Source organism: Pseudomonas sp. MT3 (genome assembly GCF_054720805.1).
Map to the genome: position 1 here is coordinate 32,659 of NZ_JBTVPY010000031.1, position 14,928 is coordinate 47,586.

The 14,928-nt window shown below is 66.7% G+C and carries 11 protein-coding genes; 6 read left to right on the forward strand and 5 right to left on the reverse strand.

What is annotated here, in order from left to right; translation table 11 throughout:
* The first annotated feature begins 160 nt into the window (after positions 1–160).
* Positions 161–1,264 (forward strand): glycine-betaine demethylase subunit GbcB, encoded by a 1,104-nt coding sequence (gene gbcB, locus ACYCAX_RS24345; protein WP_460249018.1) that lies wholly within the window; start codon positions 161–163, stop codon positions 1,262–1,264.
* Between the two features lie 235 nt (positions 1,265–1,499).
* Here the strand turns inward: gbcB and fusA are convergent, their stop codons facing one another.
* Positions 1,500–3,548 carry an elongation factor G gene (fusA, locus tag ACYCAX_RS24350; protein WP_294979068.1) on the reverse strand — a complete coding sequence of 683 codons (2,049 nt, stop codon included), beginning with the start codon at positions 3,546–3,548 and terminating at the stop codon, positions 1,500–1,502.
* 925 nt (positions 3,549–4,473) lie between these two features.
* Between fusA and ACYCAX_RS24355 the strand changes: the two genes are divergently transcribed.
* On the forward strand, positions 4,474–4,791 hold the full coding sequence (locus ACYCAX_RS24355; protein ID WP_015479618.1) for a heavy metal-binding domain-containing protein: 318 nt from the start codon (positions 4,474–4,476) through the stop codon (positions 4,789–4,791).
* A 267-nt stretch (positions 4,792–5,058) separates the two neighbouring features.
* Here the strand turns inward: ACYCAX_RS24355 and ACYCAX_RS24360 are convergent, their stop codons facing one another.
* From ACYCAX_RS24360 to ACYCAX_RS24375, 4 genes are all read right to left on the reverse strand, one after another.
* Positions 5,059–6,105, reverse strand: a complete 1,047-nt coding sequence (locus tag ACYCAX_RS24360) for a threonine aldolase family protein (RefSeq protein WP_294979066.1) — start codon at positions 6,103–6,105, stop codon at positions 5,059–5,061.
* 107 nt (positions 6,106–6,212) lie between these two features.
* Positions 6,213–6,893, reverse strand: a complete 681-nt coding sequence (locus ACYCAX_RS24365) for a hypothetical protein (protein ID WP_460249019.1) — start codon at positions 6,891–6,893, stop codon at positions 6,213–6,215.
* Between the two features lie 62 nt (positions 6,894–6,955).
* Positions 6,956–7,474: a hypothetical protein gene (locus tag ACYCAX_RS24370; protein WP_460249020.1), complete on the reverse strand. Its 519-nt coding sequence runs from the start codon at positions 7,472–7,474 to the stop codon at positions 6,956–6,958.
* Complete coding sequence (locus ACYCAX_RS24375; protein ID WP_460249022.1) at positions 7,455–8,603, reverse strand: PAAR domain-containing protein; 1,149 nt, start codon at positions 8,601–8,603, stop codon at positions 7,455–7,457. Before ACYCAX_RS24375 ends, ACYCAX_RS24370 begins: the two co-directional genes overlap by 20 nt.
* A 267-nt stretch (positions 8,604–8,870) precedes the next feature.
* Between ACYCAX_RS24375 and glyA the strand changes: the two genes are divergently transcribed.
* The 4 genes from glyA (at position 8,871) to ACYCAX_RS24395 (ending at position 14,869) form a co-directional block, all read left to right on the forward strand.
* Positions 8,871–10,124: a serine hydroxymethyltransferase gene (gene glyA, locus ACYCAX_RS24380; protein ID WP_460249023.1), complete on the forward strand. Its 1,254-nt coding sequence runs from the start codon at positions 8,871–8,873 to the stop codon at positions 10,122–10,124.
* Positions 10,125–10,259: 135 nt separating this feature from the next.
* The gene (locus ACYCAX_RS24385; RefSeq protein WP_294979054.1) at positions 10,260–11,510 is read left to right on the forward strand and encodes a sarcosine oxidase subunit beta; all 1,251 of its coding nucleotides are present in this window, start codon (positions 10,260–10,262) and stop codon (positions 11,508–11,510) included.
* A gap of 12 nt (positions 11,511–11,522) precedes the next feature.
* Positions 11,523–11,849, forward strand: coding sequence for a sarcosine oxidase subunit delta (locus ACYCAX_RS24390; RefSeq protein ID WP_460249025.1), 327 nt, complete (start codon positions 11,523–11,525; stop codon positions 11,847–11,849).
* Complete coding sequence (locus tag ACYCAX_RS24395; RefSeq protein ID WP_460249026.1) at positions 11,849–14,869, forward strand: sarcosine oxidase subunit alpha; 3,021 nt, start codon at positions 11,849–11,851, stop codon at positions 14,867–14,869. Before ACYCAX_RS24390 ends, ACYCAX_RS24395 begins: the two co-directional genes overlap by 1 nt.
* Positions 14,870–14,928: the final 59 nt, after the last annotated feature.

The window sequence follows — 14,928 nt, forward strand, 5'->3', positions numbered from 1 at the left end:
GTCGCTGGCAGGTAAATGCAGCGGGCATCGTCGTGCACACAATCCGCCCCATCAGGCATGCCGAAAGGCCCCGTGACCTGTGCGTCGAGCGCGACGCGCACACCGGGCCCCGGCGCTGCCCCATCAGGCCCAGCACGGTCCGCGTGCGCGGAGAGACAGCATGTCGACGAACACCTTCCTCAATCCGGTGAACACCCAGACCTGGGCCAACGGCCGCCACCTGGTGCGCTGCGTCAAGGCCATCCAGGAAACCTGGGATGTGCGCACCTTCTGCTTCATGGCCGACGCGCCGATCATGTTCTTCTTCAAGCCCGGGCAGTTCGTCACCCTGGAACTGGAGATCGACGGTGTGCCGATCATGCGTTCCTACACCATCTCCAGCTCGCCCTCGGTGCCCTACAGCTTCTCCATCACCATCAAGCGCGTGCCCGGCGGCAAGGTCTCCAACTGGCTGCACGACAACCTCAAGGAAGGCGACCAGCTCCCGGTGCACGGGCCGGTGGGCAACTTCAACGCCATCGACTTCCCGGCCGAGAAGGTGCTGTTCCTCTCCGGCGGCGTCGGCATCACTCCGGTGATGTCCATGTCGCGCTGGTTCTTCGACACCAACGGCAACGTCGACATGGTCTTCGTGCACAGCGCGCGCACGCCCAAGGACATCATCTATCACCGCGAGCTGGAGCACATGAACTCGCGGATCAACAACTTCAAGCTGCACCTGATCTGCGAGAAGTACGAGATGGGCGAGTCCTGGGCCGGCTACCGGGGCTTCCTGACCAAGGCGATGCTGCAGCTGATGGCGCCGGACTTCCTCGAGCGCGAGGTGTTCTGCTGCGGCCCGACGCCCTACATGCACGCGGTCAGGCGCCTGCTCGAAGCCGAGGGCTACGACATGTCGCGCTACCACGAGGAGGCCTTCGGCCCGACCCCGCCGGAAGTCCGCGCCGACGTGAAGGAACTGGCCGCCGAAGCCGCCGAGGCGCCGGCCGTGCCCCTGGCCGAGCAGAACCTGGTGGAGTTCTGCGAGACCGGCAAGAGCATCCGCGTGGCACCGGGCGAGACCGTCCATGCCGCCGCCGCGCAGCTCGGCCTGCACATTCCCAAGGCCTGCGGCATGGGCATCTGCGGCACCTGCAAGGTCATGAAGCGCTCCGGCGAAGTGGAGATGGAGCACAACGGCGGGATCACCGACGAAGACGTCGCCGAAGGCTACATCCTGTCCTGCTGCAGCGTGCCCAAGGGCGACGTGGTGATCGAGTACTGATCACAGCCTGCCCCCACCTGCCGCACACGTTACCCACTGAGTTATCCACAGGACAAGGGTGTCCCGGCGCAAGGCCGGAGACACCTCTGGCCGAACCTGATGGCCGCTCCAATCCCGCCTGCAACCCGCATGCCACTTGGCTTTTCCCTTCCCGCCGGGGTCAGCCGCAATGGGCGCGCAACCGCACGGCCGGAGCGCCTTTCGCGCCCCGGCTGCGACAACTATCCACATTGCTTCAATCTTCTTCCGGCGTCGCCTTGTAGCCGCTGGACAGGCGCTGCTGCACATCCTGCGGCACTGCGCTGTAGTGACTGGGCGAGAGGTCGTAGAGGCCCTGCCCGGCGGTGATCGACTTGAGCCGGTTGGCGTAGCCCTCCAGCTCCGCCAGCGGCACCTGGCCACGAATCAGCGCGACATGGGTCGACAGCGACTCGGTGCCCATCACCTGGCCACGCCGTCCCGTCAGGTCGGCGGTGATGTCGCCCAGGCGCGTATCCGGCGCGGTCACCTCGATGCTCACCACCGGCTCCAGGACGATCCCGCCGGCGTTGCGCAGCGCATCGAGCATCGCCTTGCGCCCGGCGGCCTGGAAGGCGATGTCCTTGGAATCCACCGAATGGCTCTTGCCGTCATAGACGGTGACCCTGACGTCGGCCACCGGGAACCCCGCCAGCGGCCCCGCCGCCAGCGCCGAACGCACGCCCTTCTCCACCGACACGATGAACTGGCCGGGAATCACCCCGCCCTTGACCGCATCGATGAACTCGAACCCGCCGCCGCGCGGCAACGGCTCCACCCGCAGGAACACCTCGCCGAACTGCCCGGCGCCGCCGGTCTGCTTCTTGTGCCGGCTGTGCCCCTCGGCCATGCGCGTGGCGGTTTCCCGGTACGGCACGCTGGGCGCGCGGGTCTGCACCTCCAGCTTGTACTGGCCGGACATGCGTTCGAGCAGGTAGCGCAGGTGCATCTCACCCATGCCGCGCAGCACGGTTTCCTGGGTCGAGGCGTTGTAGTCCAGGCGCACGCAGGGGTCTTCGGCCTGCAGGCGCTGGAGGATTTCCGCCAGGCGCTGCTCGTCGCCCCGGCGGCTGGCCTCGATCGCCAGGCCCTGCATGGGCGTGGGGAAATTCAGCGGCGTGAGGCGGATATGGTCTTCGTCGTGGGAGTCGTGCAGCACCACGCCGTACTCCAGCTCGTCGACCTTGGTCAGGGCGCCGAAGTCGCCGGGAATCAGGTGCGACACCTCTTCATGCTTCTTACCCTGCAGGCGCAGCAGGTGGCCGACCTTGAACGCCTTGCGGCCATCGCCGGCGAACAGTTGCATGTCCCGTTGCAGCGTGCCCTGGTGCACGCGGAACACCGCCAGGCGGCCGACGAAGGGGTCGATCACGACCTTGAACACATGAGCCAGGACGTGGCCCTTGGGGTCCGGCACGGAATGGAAACCCTCCACCGCACCGCTCTCGTCGGTGCGCACGAACAGCGGCGGATTGCCCTCGGCGGGATTGGGCGCCAGCCGCGCCAGCACATTCAGCAGCTCCGCGATGCCCGCGCCGGTGCGCGCCGAGACGAAGCACAACGGAATCAGATGGCCCTCGCGCAGCGCCCGCTCGAACGGTTCGTGCAGCGCTTCGGGCGCCACCTCGCCCTCCTCCAGGTAGTGCGCCATCAGCGCCTCGTCGATCTCCACCACCTGGTCCACCAGCGCCTGGTGCGCCTCGGCCACGGAGGAGAAGTCCGCCTCGCCGTCGGGCTCGAAGAAACAGTCCACCACCCGCGCGCCGCCCTCCGCCGGCAGGTTCAGCGGCAGGACCTCCTTGCCGAACGCCTCGCGCAGATCCGCCAGCAAGGCCGGCAGGTCCACGCGCTCGGCGTCGATCTTGTTCACCACCAGCATCCGGCACAGGCCGCGCTCGCCCGCCCAGTCCATCATCCGCCGGGTGGTCAGCTCGATACCGTTCTGTGCATTGACCACCACCAGGGCGGTTTCCACCGCCGCCAGCGCAGGCAGTGCGTGACCGATGAAATCGGGATAGCCGGGCGTATCGATCAGGCGGACGTGCGCGCCTTCATGCTCGAAATACACCAGGGCGGCGGCCAGCGAGTGATGGTATTCGCGCTCCAGGGGATCGGAGTCGCAGGCAGTGTCGCCGCGCTCCAGCGAGCCCATGCTGGTGATCGCGCCGCAGCCCTGCAGCAGCGCTTCCGCGAGCAGCGTCTTGCCACTGTCGCCGTGGCCGACCAGGGCGACCGTGCGGATCTGTTCCACCGAGTAACTGGACATGCTGATCTCCCGCCCCCAGGGTTCCTGCCACGCAGTTCATGGATTATAGGCAGTCACCTCCGGCGCCCGTGGACGAAAATTGACCAGCGCCACGCAACCCAGTGACCATCGCGGCTACAGCCATCCATCCACAACCCGCCCACACCTTCCCGGCAGAACGCTGCACAGCCAATGTGGAAAACACCGCGTGAAATTCGCCGGAAGCCAGAATCCATCGGACATTCGGCGATTGATCAAAAAATGACCTGGACTGACGGATCCGCGCCCGGCGAGGCTTCCGGCGATCTGGGTACAGGTTGTCCACACCTTCTGCGAGATTCGCCCCACAGGCACTGTGGAAAGTTTCACGCAGGCCTCGAGGTCAGGGAAAAGCCCCTGTGGATCAGTCAGTTGCGCCGAAGCCTGGTCATTATTCGATCAAGGCCGCGCAGGCCTCGCCAAATGCTCCTTCGGCGATGTTTTCCACAGGAGGCTCACAAGAGGGTCAACATAAACCGGGGATAGCGCTGGAAACTTCATGCACAGAAATTCCGCCACAATCGATACACAGGCCCACAAGTGATTGAAAAGACTGGATTGATCAGAAAATGGCCAGCTTCAGGAAAGCCCCGCGCCATCAGCGCCACAGGCACCTCCCAACAGTTTTTCCACAGGTTGGACAAGCCTGCCTCCACAGCCGCTGTGGAGATCTCCACAACACCCTGACCAACACTTGAAAGCCACGAACTACGGGCGTCCCATGAAAATGATCGGTGATTTTCCGCTGTTCATGAAAGTGCCTCGCCGCCGTCATTTTCCACCAGCTTATCCACAGCTTTATCACAAGATTGCAGCGGGTTTTCGCCAAACGCTGAAACACAGCCGGCACGGTCTTTCGTGGGGTGAGGGGCTATGCTGGATTTCCCCCAGCAGAGGAGCCAGTCCCATGATCCTGACCACCACACCGACCATCGAGGGCAAGACCATCCAGGAATACCGCGGCATCGTGGTGGGCGAGGCGATCCTCGGCGCCAACGTGTTCCGCGACCTGTTCGCCGGACTGCGCGACATCATCGGCGGCCGCTCCGGCGCCTACGAGAAGGAACTGGGTCGCGCGCGGGAGATCGCCTTCGAAGAGCTGCGGGAGCGCGCGGAAGAACTGGGCGCCAACGCGGTGGTCGGCATCGACCTGGATTACGAAGTGGTGGGGCAGAACGGCAGCATGCTGATGGTCAGCGTGAGCGGGACCGCGGTGCGGGTGTAGAAACAACGGTCTTTGGCAGGCCCGCAGGATGGCGTGTAGGAGCGAGCTTGCTCGCGAACATCCGTGGCTTCACTTCACACCGTGGGATGAAGCGGGATTCGGTTCGCGAGCAAGCTCGCTCCTACAAAAAGCCACGCCGTTCAAATTTCGTTCAACAACCTGCGCACCGCTCCAACCGTGGCTTGCAGGCATCCATCCACAGGTTGGGGACAGCTTGCGCGAGCAACCGTCCCCAGCACCTGGGGACAACTCAGGCTCAGGCGCCCATTACCTTGCGCCCATCACCCGACGAATATCGGCCGCCAGCGCCTCGACACGGGCGATGTCGGTGTCCCAGGAACACATGAAGCGCGCGCCGCCGGCACCGATGAAGGTGTAGAAGCGCCAGCCCAGCTGACGCAGGGCTTCCAGCGCCGGCTCGGACATCTGCAGGAAGACCCCGTTGGCCTCGACCGGGAACATCAGGCTGACGCCCGGCACGTCCGCCACGCGTTCGGCCAGCAGGCGCGCGCACTGGTTGGCGTGGTTGGCATAGTGCAGCCAGGCGCCGTCCTGCAGCACGCCGACCCAGGGCGCGGCGAGGAAGCGCATCTTCGACGCCAGCTGGCCGGCCTGCTTGCAGCGGTAGTCGAAGCCTTCGGCCAGTTCGCGGTTGAAGAACAGGATGGCCTCGCCCACCGCCATGCCGTTCTTGGTGCCGCCAAAGCACAGCACCTCGACCCCGGACTTCCAGGTCAGCTCCGCTGGCGTGGCACCCAGCGAGGCGCAGGCATTGGAGAAGCGCGCGCCGTCCATGTGCAGGTGCAGGCCCAGCTCGCGACAGGTGGCGCTGAGCGCCTGCAGCTCGTCCGGGCGGTAGACGGTGCCGACCTCGGTGGCCTGGGTGATGGTGACCACGCGCGCCTTCGGGTAGTGGATGTCCTGGCGCTTGAGGGCGATCTCGCGGATCGCCTCGGAGGTCAGCTTGCCTTCGGCGTTGGTGCGCGCCAGCAGCAGCTTGGAGCCGTTGGAGAAGAACTCCGGCGCGCCACACTCGTCGGTCTCGACGTGGGCGGTCTCGGCGCAGATCACGCTGTGGTAGCTCTGGCACAACGCCGCCAGGGCCAGGGAGTTGGCCGCGGTGCCGTTGAAGGCGAAGAACACCTCGCAGTCGGTCTCGAACAGCTCGCGGAAGTGATCGGAGGCGCGGGCGGTCCACTGGTCCTCGCCGTAGGCGCGCTCGTGGCCGCGGTTGGCTTCGGCCATCGCGGCCCAGGCTTCGGGGCAGATGCCGGAATAGTTGTCGCTGGCGAACTGTTGGGTGTTGTCGGTCATGGGACGGCCTCGAAAAACGTTGTACGTCTGGCAGCAGCGTAGCAACGGATAGTCACTCGCCGCCGGAGGGGCGCGGGGCCTCTCTGCGCGAGAGGCCAGGCGGTCGATCAGGGCAGCTTGGTCAGCGCCATCTGTTCGGAGATGGGCACGAAGAGTTCGCGCAGGGACTGGGCGGTGCCGCCGTTGGGCTTGTCCGGCGAGCTCATGTTGAGCACGTAGCGGCCCTTGATCAGGCCGGTGAGGGTCGCCTCGCCGGTCTTGTCGTCCGGCGCCGGCACGCTGATCGCCAGCGGGTCGCCCATGCGGGTGCTGTCGATCACCGGCAGGTACTGTTCGCCGCCGAACTGCGCGGCGGTGCCGTTCTGCAGCGCGGCCTGGCGCGCCTGGTTGAGCAGCGAGACGTTCTTGGCGGTGGTGTCGCGCAGCTTGGCCTGGGCGGCCTGGTACTGCTTGGCGGTCTCGCTCTGCGGATCGCTGCCGGGCGCCGGCAGGCCGGTGTCGGTCAGGGTCACCACCAGGCGCTGGCTGCCGTCGGCCTTGCCGTAGACGATGGTGGCATCGTCGTAGCCGCACTCGCGGGAGATGAAGGGATAGCCGTAGACGGCCTTGGCCGGGGGTAGGGCTTTCTCCAGCTCGTGGCCGCTGCAACTGTCGCCGGAAGGAGCGCTGGCGCTGGCGGAGTCGACGGCCACCGGGGCCTCGGCCTTGGCGGGTTTGCTGTCGTCACCGCAACCCTGCAGCGTCGCGGCGAGCAGCAGGGCGGACATCAGGGGAAGGGGGTGTTTCATGGCGTCCTCGCATTTCGTGAGACGCGCAGTTTATGCCTTCGCGGTGACTCTTTCCTATCGCCTCAGGGCACGCACTGCCATTGGCCGGCGCTCTCCACGAAGCGCGCTTCGCCGACTCGCCAGCCCTCACCGCCGCGCTCCAGGCAGAAGCGCTTGTAGAACCACGCCCGCCGACGCTTCTGGTCACCCGCCAGCAGGTACACCTCGTACATGCCTGCCTGCAACGGCTGCGCCGGGGTGCTGGTCACGAAGTCTGCCGGCAGGCGCCCGTAGCCGATGCACTGATCTGCCACCAGGCGCAGGCCGGCGCCAGGCGTTCCGGGCGACAAGCTTTGCGCCCAGGTTTCCTTCGCGTCGCGGAGCACGGACACCGAGTGCAGCGTGACGACGTTGTCGGCGACCTTCGTCGAGCCTGAGAACAGACCGCCCACCTCATAGGTGCCGGTCGCACCGACGCAGAGCTGTTCGCCGTTCATCCATACCCGGGCCTCGCCGTCGTGGTGCCGGGAAGTCGCCTGTACGGAGCCGGCGAGTACGACGGCCAACAGGCCGCCCAGAAGCTCAGGGAAGCAGTGACGCATCTTTGGGGTTCCTCAGGAAATCGCTCAGGACCGCCTCGAACTCGGCGAGGCTGCGGACATTCCTGCCGCTTTCACTCATGACCGAGTTGCCGGTGGACCAGCTGAAATAGTCGGCAAGGATGTCGCCCTGCTGTTCCATGTTGAAGTCCTGCAACTTCGAGCCCGGCTTGAACTCGTAGACGTAAGGGTCGCCCAGCAGCCCCCACAAGGTGCCCGGATGCAGCAGCATGCCGTGCAGCCGCACCCAGTAGCCAAGCTGGTGCTGCCACACGTGCACCATCTCGTGTATGAACCAGTGGCGGTCGCGGGCATCCACGGAGAAGTCCGCCTTGTAGAAGTCCGGGTTGAAGTACATCTCCCCGTTGGGCGTCATCGCCGTGTTGTCGGGCTGCAGACCGAACGGCAGGTATTCCTCGTTGTGCACGCGCACCCGGGCGTAGTCCACCGAGTCCTTGAACAGGCTCTGCGCCATGCTCAGCTCGCCGCTGGTCAGCGGGCGCGACTTGTCGTCTTTCTGCACGGGCACGAGCGTCGCGCCCTGGGCTTGCGCCTTCGACGTCTGGACACCCGACACCGGCAGGGAAATACCCTGGCCCTGCGCCGGATCGTGCCGGGCGCAGCAGGCCGTGGCGATGGCGGGCGGCAGCAGGCGGAGGCTGGTGACGGCCATCTGCGTCGCCGAGCGGATGGGCTGCGTCGCGCCGGCGAGATCGGTCACGCCCGTGTGCACCGAGCCGTCCGCAAGCACGGCCTGGTACGGCAGGCTGGAATAGGGTTGGCCGTTGGCGGCGGAAAGCTGCAACTGGCAACTGAAGCCCACCGCGACGGGCAGCGGCGCGACGAACGGCGCCGGGCTGTGCTGGGTGCCGACCAGGACATCGCCCGAGCCGCTGATGATCGAGCCGCCGTGGGCGGTCGCGCTGCCCAGGAAGGCGATGGGCTGGCCGTCGACCAGAATGCTGCCGATACCTTCGGTCACGGCATCGCCGCAGGCGCTGCTGTCACCCACGCGCAACGCGGGCAGGCCGTTGATGATGACGCTGGGAGAGCCGGTGACGGTCGGGTTGACACCGTGTCCGGGCTTCGGACAGGCATCCTTGTCGCTGAGTCGTGTGGCGGGTTTGGACATGCGCGGAGTCCCTCCTGGATAGTGGCGGCTCCCCTCGGGGGCCATTCACGCCTTCCTGGCGTCCTGCCGCAATTCTGCCTGTCTGGAGCGGTCGTTTCCACAAACCGTCAACTTCCTCCCGCGGCGCCATGTCGCAAACGCACTCCCCCGTGGCGTACATAGGCATCTGGGGCGCAAGGGCCAGTCATACCATCGCTGCCAAGGGGCCTCATGCGGCCCGGCACCAGCCATTCCGGCGCGACTGTCGCGCCGCAGGGAGACGCAGCGATGTTCAGCAAGCACGACCAGATCCAGGGCTATGACGACGAACTGCTCGCGGCGATGGACGCCGAGGAAGCGCGCCAGGAGGACCACCTCGAGCTGATCGCTTCGGAGAACTACACCAGCAAGCGCGTCATGCAGGCCCAGGGCAGCGGGCTGACCAACAAGTACGCCGAAGGTTATCCGGGCAAGCGTTACTACGGTGGCTGCGAGCATGTGGATAAAGTCGAGCAACTGGCCATCGATCGCGCCAAGCAGCTGTTCGGCGCCGACTACGCCAACGTCCAGCCGCATTCGGGTTCCTCGGCCAACTCCGCCGTGTACCTGGCGCTGATCAATGCCGGCGACACCATCCTGGGCATGAGCCTGGCCCACGGCGGCCACCTGACCCACGGCGCCAAGGTGTCGTCCTCGGGCAAGCTGTACAACGCCGTGCAGTACGGCCTGAACACCGACACCGGGCTGATCGACTACGACGAAGTCGAGCGCCTGGCCGTGGAACACCAGCCGAAGATGATCGTCGCCGGCTTCTCCGCCTACTCCAAGACCCTCGACTTCCCGCGCTTCCGCGCCATCGCCGACAAGGTCGGGGCGCTGCTGTTCGTCGACATGGCCCACGTCGCCGGCCTGGTTGCCGCCGGCCTGTACCCGAACCCGCTGCCCTACGCCGACGTGGTTACCACCACCACCCACAAGACCCTGCGCGGCCCGCGCGGCGGCCTGATCCTGGCCAAATCCAACGAAGAGATCGAGAAGAAGCTCAACTCCGCCGTCTTCCCCGGCGTCCAGGGCGGCCCGCTGATGCACGTGATCGCCGCCAAGGCGGTGTGCTTCAAGGAAGCGCTGGAGCCCGGCTTCAAGGACTACCAGGCCCAGGTGATCAGGAACGCCCAGGCCATGGCTTCGGTGTTCATCGAGCGCGGCTACGACGTGGTCTCCGGTGGAACCGACAACCACCTGATGCTGATCAGCCTGGTGAAGCAGGGCCTGACCGGCAAGGAAGCGGACGCCGCCCTCGGCCGCGTCGGCATCACGGTGAACAAGAACGCCGTGCCGAACGATCCGCAGAGCCCGTTCGTCACCTCCGGCATCCGCATCGGCACCCCGGCGGTGACCACCCGTGGCCTGAAGGAAGAACAGTGCCGCGAGCTGGCCGGCTGGATCAGCGACGTGCTGGACCACCTGGGCGACGCCGACGTGGAGGCCAAGGTGGCCACCCAGGTCGCGGGCCTGTGCGCGGACTTCCCGGTCTACCGTTGAATTCCGGAGCGCTTTTGTAGGAGCGAGCTTGCTCGCGAACCAGCCCCGCCGCGAGGCCATTCGCGAGCAAGAGCTAGGCGCCCCCCTCGGTCCTACGAAGAGCGGCACCGCGACTAGAGATTTCAGGAGCACCCCATGCAACGCTACTCCGGCTTCGGCCTGTTCAAGCACTCCCTGAGCCACCACGAGAACTGGCAACGCATGTGGCGCACGCCCACGCCCAAGCAGGTCTACGACGTGGTCATCGTCGGCGGCGGCGGGCACGGCCTGGCCACGGCCTACTACCTGGCCAAGGAGCACGGCATCACCAACGTCGCGGTGGTCGAGAAGGGCTGGCTGGGTGGCGGCAACACCGCGCGCAACACCACCATCGTGCGTTCCAACTACCTGTGGGACGAGTCGGCGCTGCTCTACGAACACGCCATGAAGCTGTGGGAAGGCCTGTCCCAGGACCTCAACTACAACGTCATGTTCTCCCAGCGCGGCGTCTACAACCTCTGCCACACCCTGCAGGACATGCGCGACGGCGAACGCCGCGTCAGCGCCAACCGCCTGAACGGTGTGGACGGCGAGCTGCTCAACGCGCAGCAGGTGGCCGAAGAGATCCCCTACCTGAACTGCACCAAGAGCGCCCGCTACCCGATCATGGGCTCCACCGTGCAGCGTCGCGGCGGCGTGGCCCGTCACGATGCCGTGGCCTGGGGCTTCGCCCGCGCCGCCGATGCCCTGGGCGTGGACCTGATCCAGCAGACCGAAGTGATCGGCTTCCGCAAGCAGGACGGCGCCGTCATCGGCGTCGAGACCAACCGCGGCTTCATCGGCGCCAAGCGCGTCGGCGTGGTCACCGCCGGCAACTCCGGGCACATGGCCAAGCTCGCCGGCTTCCGCCTGCCGATCGAATCGCACCCGCTGCAGGCGCTGGTTTCCGAGCCGCTCAAGCCCATCATCGACAGCGTGATCATGTCCAACGCCGTGCACGGCTACATCAGCCAGTCGGACAAGGGCGACCTGGTCATCGGCGCCGGCATCGACGGCTACAACGGCTACGGCCAGCGCGGCTCCTACCCGGTGATCGAGCACACCCTGCAGGCCATCGTCGAGATGTTCCCGGTGCTCTCGCGGGTACGCATGAACCGCCAGTGGGGCGGCATCGTCGACACCACCCCGGACGCCTGCCCGATCATCGGCAAGACCCCGGTGCAGAACCTGTTCTTCAACTGCGGCTGGGGAACCGGCGGCTTCAAGGCCACTCCCGGCTCGGGCAACGTCTTCGCCGCCACCCTCGCCAAGGGCGAGCCGCACCCGCTGGCCGCGCCCTTCTCCATCGAGCGCTTCCACACCGGCGCACTGATCGACGAGCACGGCGCTGCCGCCGTCGCACACTAAGAGGGCCCGACCATGCTGAATATCTTCTGCCCTCATTGCGGCGAGCTGCGTTCCGAAGAGGAATTCCACGCCAAGGGCCAGGCGCACATCCCGCGCCCGCTCGACCCGTCCGCCTGCTCCGACGCCGAGTGGGGCGAGTACATGTTCTTCCGCGACAACCCGCGCGGCATCCACCACGAGCTGTGGGTGCACGCCGCCGGCTGCCGCCAGTACTTCAACGTCACCCGCCACACCGTGACCTACGAAATCCTGGAAACCTACAAGATCGGCGGAAAACCGAGCATCACCGCCGAGTCCGAGAAGAAATCCGCCGTCCAGCCCGCCGTGGAGAAGGCCTAATGAGCCAGATCAATCGTCTGTCCCGTGGCGGTCGCATCGACCGCAACAAGCCGCTCACCTTCAGCTTCAACGGCCAGAGCTACCAGGGCTTCGCCGGTGACACCCTGGCCGCCGCCCTGCTGGCCAACGGCGTCGACATCCTCGGCCGCAGCTTCAAGTACTCGCGCCCGCGCGGCATCGTCGCCGCCGGCGCCGAAGAGCCAAACGCCATCCTGCAGATCGGCTCGCGCGAATCCACCCAGGTGCCCAACGTGCGCGCCACCCAGCAGGCCCTGTACAGCGGCCTGGTGGCGACCGCCACCAATGGCTGGCCGAACGTGCAGAACGACCTCATGGGGATCTTCGGCAAGGTCGGCGGCAAGATGATGCCGCCCGGCTTCTACTACAAGACCTTCATGTACCCGCAGTCCATGTGGCTGACCTACGAAAAGTACATCCGCAAGGCCGCCGGCCTGGGTCGTGCGCCCACCGAAGTGGACCCGGACAGCTACGACTGGATGAACCACCACGCCGACGTGCTGATCGTCGGCGCCGGCCCCGCGGGCCTGGCCGCCGCCCTGGCCGCCTCGCGCAGCGGTGCGCGGGTGATCCTCGCCGATGAACAGGAAGAGTTCGGCGGCAGCCTGCTCGATACCCGCGAGACCCTCGACGGCAAGCCGGCCGAGGAGTGGGTGGCCAAGGCCATCGCCGAGCTGCAAGGCAACCCGGACGTGATCCTGCTGCCGCGCGCCACGGTCAACGGCTACCACGATCACAACTTCCTCACCATCCACGAACGCCGCACCGACCATCTGGGCGAAACCGCCCCGCTGGGCCAGGTACGCATGCGCGTACACCGGGTCCGCGCCAACCGCGTGGTGCTCGCCGCCGGCGCCCACGAGCGCCCGCTGGTGTATGGCAACAACGACGTGCCGGGCAACATGCTCGCCGGCGCCGTCTCCACCTATGTACGCCGCTACGGCGTGGCACCGGGCAAGAAACTGGTGCTGTCCACCAACAACGACTACGCCTACCGCGTCGCCCTGGACTGGCAGGAAGCCGGTCTGCAGGTGGTCGCCATCGCCGACGCCCGCCCCAATCCGCGCGGCGAGTGGGTCGAGGAAGCGCGCAAGCGCGGCATGCGGGTCATCACCGGCAGCGCAGTGATCGAGGCACGCGGCAGCAAACGCGTGACCGGTGCGAAGGTCGCCTCCATCGACACCTTCCGCCACAAGGTCAATGCGCCCGGTGAGTGGCTGGACTGCGACCTCATCGCCAGCTCCGGCGGCTACAGCCCGGTGGTGCACCTGGCTTCGCACCTGGGCGGCAAGCCGGAATGGCGCGAGGACATCCTCGCCTTCGTTCCCGGCCTCGCCTTCCAGAAGCGCCTCTGCGCCGGCGCGGTGAACGGCGTGTTCCGCCTCGCCGACGCCCTGGCCGATGGCTACCAGGCCGGCAGCCAGGCCGCTGTCGACGGCGGCTTCAAGGCCGTCGAAGGCGAGCTGCCGGTGGTTGCCGAGCGCGCCGAGGACGCCACCCTCGCGCTGTTCCAGGTGCCCCACGAGAAAACCACGGCGCGAGCGCCCAAGCAGTTCGTCGACACCCAGAACGACGTCACCGCCGCCGCCATCGAACTGGCCTGCCGCGAGGGCTTCGAGTCCATCGAGCACGTCAAGCGCTACACCGCGCTGGGCTTCGGCACCGACCAGGGCAAGCTGGGCAACATCAACGGCCTGGCCATCGCCGCCCGCGCCCAGGGCAAGAGCATCGCCGACACCGGCACCACCATGTTCCGCCCGAACTACACCCCGGTGACCTTTGGCGCCGTCGCCGGCCGTCACTGCGGCCACCTGTTCGAACCGGTGCGCTTCACCGCCCTGCACGCCTGGCACGTGAAGAACGGCGCCGAGTTCGAGGACGTCGGCCAGTGGAAGCGCCCGTGGTACTTCCCCAAGCGCGGCGAAGACATGCACGCCGCCGTGGCCCGCGAGTGCCGCGCCGTGCGCGAGTCGGTCGGCCTGCTGGACGCCTCGACCCTGGGCAAGATCGACATCCAGGGCCCGGACGCCCGCGAGTTCCTCAACCGCGTCTACACCAACGCCTGGACCAAGCTGGACGTGGGCAAGGCCCGCTACGGCCTGATGTGCAAGGAAGACGGCATGGTCTTCGACGATGGCGTCACCGCATGCCTGGCGGACAACCACTTCGTCATGACCACCACCACTGGCGGCGCGGCGCGCGTGCTGGAGTGGCTGGAGCTGTACCACCAGACCGAATGGCCGGAGCTGAAGGTGTACTTCACCTCGGTCACCGACCACTGGGCCACCCTCACCCTGTCCGGCCCCAACAGCCGCAAGCTGCTGGCCGAGGTCACCGACATCGACCTGGACAAGGACGCCTTCCCGTTCATGACCTGGAAGGAAGGCAAGGTCGCCGGCGTGCCGGCCCGCGTGTTCCGTATCTCCTTCACCGGCGAGCTGAGCTACGAGGTGAACATCCAGGCCGACTACGCCATGGGTGTGCTGGAGAAGATCGTCGAGCACGGTGCCAAGTACAACCTGACGCCGTACGGCACCGAGACCATGCACGTCCTGCGCGCCGAGAAGGGCTTCATCATCGTCGGCCAGGACACCGATGCCTCGGTCACCCCGGACGACCTGAACATGGGTTGGGCGGTGGGTCGCACCAAGCCGTTCTCCTGGATCGGCTGGCGTGGCATGAACCGCGCCGACTGCCAGCGCGAAGACCGCAAGCAGCTGGTCGGCCTCAAGCCCACCAACCCGATGGACCTGCTGCCCGAAGGCGCGCAACTGGTGTTCAACACCCAGCAGTCGATCCCGATGAACATGGTCGGCCACGTCACCTCCAGCTACATGAGCTCCACCCTCGGCTACAGCTTCGCGATGGCCGTGGTGAAGGGCGGGCTCAAGCGCATGGGCGAGAAGGTCTACGCCCCGCTGGCCGATGGCCGGGTGATCGAGGCGCAGATCTGCAGCTCGGTGTTCTACGACCCGAAAGGCGAACGGCAGAACGTGGATTGATGCGGCGTCGCCGGCCGCCCTCACCCTGACCCTGGCTGCGCGCCCCGCTCCAAAGGGAG

Bases quoted from the DNA above. Each gene is read 5' to 3' on its own strand.
- gbcB (WP_460249018.1), top strand. From the start codon at position 161: ATGTCGACGAACACCTTCCTCAATCCGGTGAACACCCAGACCTGGGCC.
- fusA (WP_294979068.1), bottom strand. From the start codon at position 3,548: ATGTCCAGTTACTCGGTGGAACAGATCCGCACGGTCGCCCTGGTCGGC.
- ACYCAX_RS24355 (WP_015479618.1), top strand. From the start codon at position 4,474: ATGATCCTGACCACCACACCGACCATCGAGGGCAAGACCATCCAGGAA.
- ACYCAX_RS24360 (WP_294979066.1), bottom strand. From the start codon at position 6,105: ATGACCGACAACACCCAACAGTTCGCCAGCGACAACTATTCCGGCATC.
- ACYCAX_RS24365 (WP_460249019.1), bottom strand. From the start codon at position 6,893: ATGAAACACCCCCTTCCCCTGATGTCCGCCCTGCTGCTCGCCGCGACG.
- ACYCAX_RS24370 (WP_460249020.1), bottom strand. From the start codon at position 7,474: ATGCGTCACTGCTTCCCTGAGCTTCTGGGCGGCCTGTTGGCCGTCGTA.
- ACYCAX_RS24375 (WP_460249022.1), bottom strand. From the start codon at position 8,603: ATGTCCAAACCCGCCACACGACTCAGCGACAAGGATGCCTGTCCGAAG.
- glyA (WP_460249023.1), top strand. From the start codon at position 8,871: ATGTTCAGCAAGCACGACCAGATCCAGGGCTATGACGACGAACTGCTC.
- ACYCAX_RS24385 (WP_294979054.1), top strand. From the start codon at position 10,260: ATGCAACGCTACTCCGGCTTCGGCCTGTTCAAGCACTCCCTGAGCCAC.
- ACYCAX_RS24390 (WP_460249025.1), top strand. From the start codon at position 11,523: ATGCTGAATATCTTCTGCCCTCATTGCGGCGAGCTGCGTTCCGAAGAG.
- ACYCAX_RS24395 (WP_460249026.1), top strand. From the start codon at position 11,849: ATGAGCCAGATCAATCGTCTGTCCCGTGGCGGTCGCATCGACCGCAAC.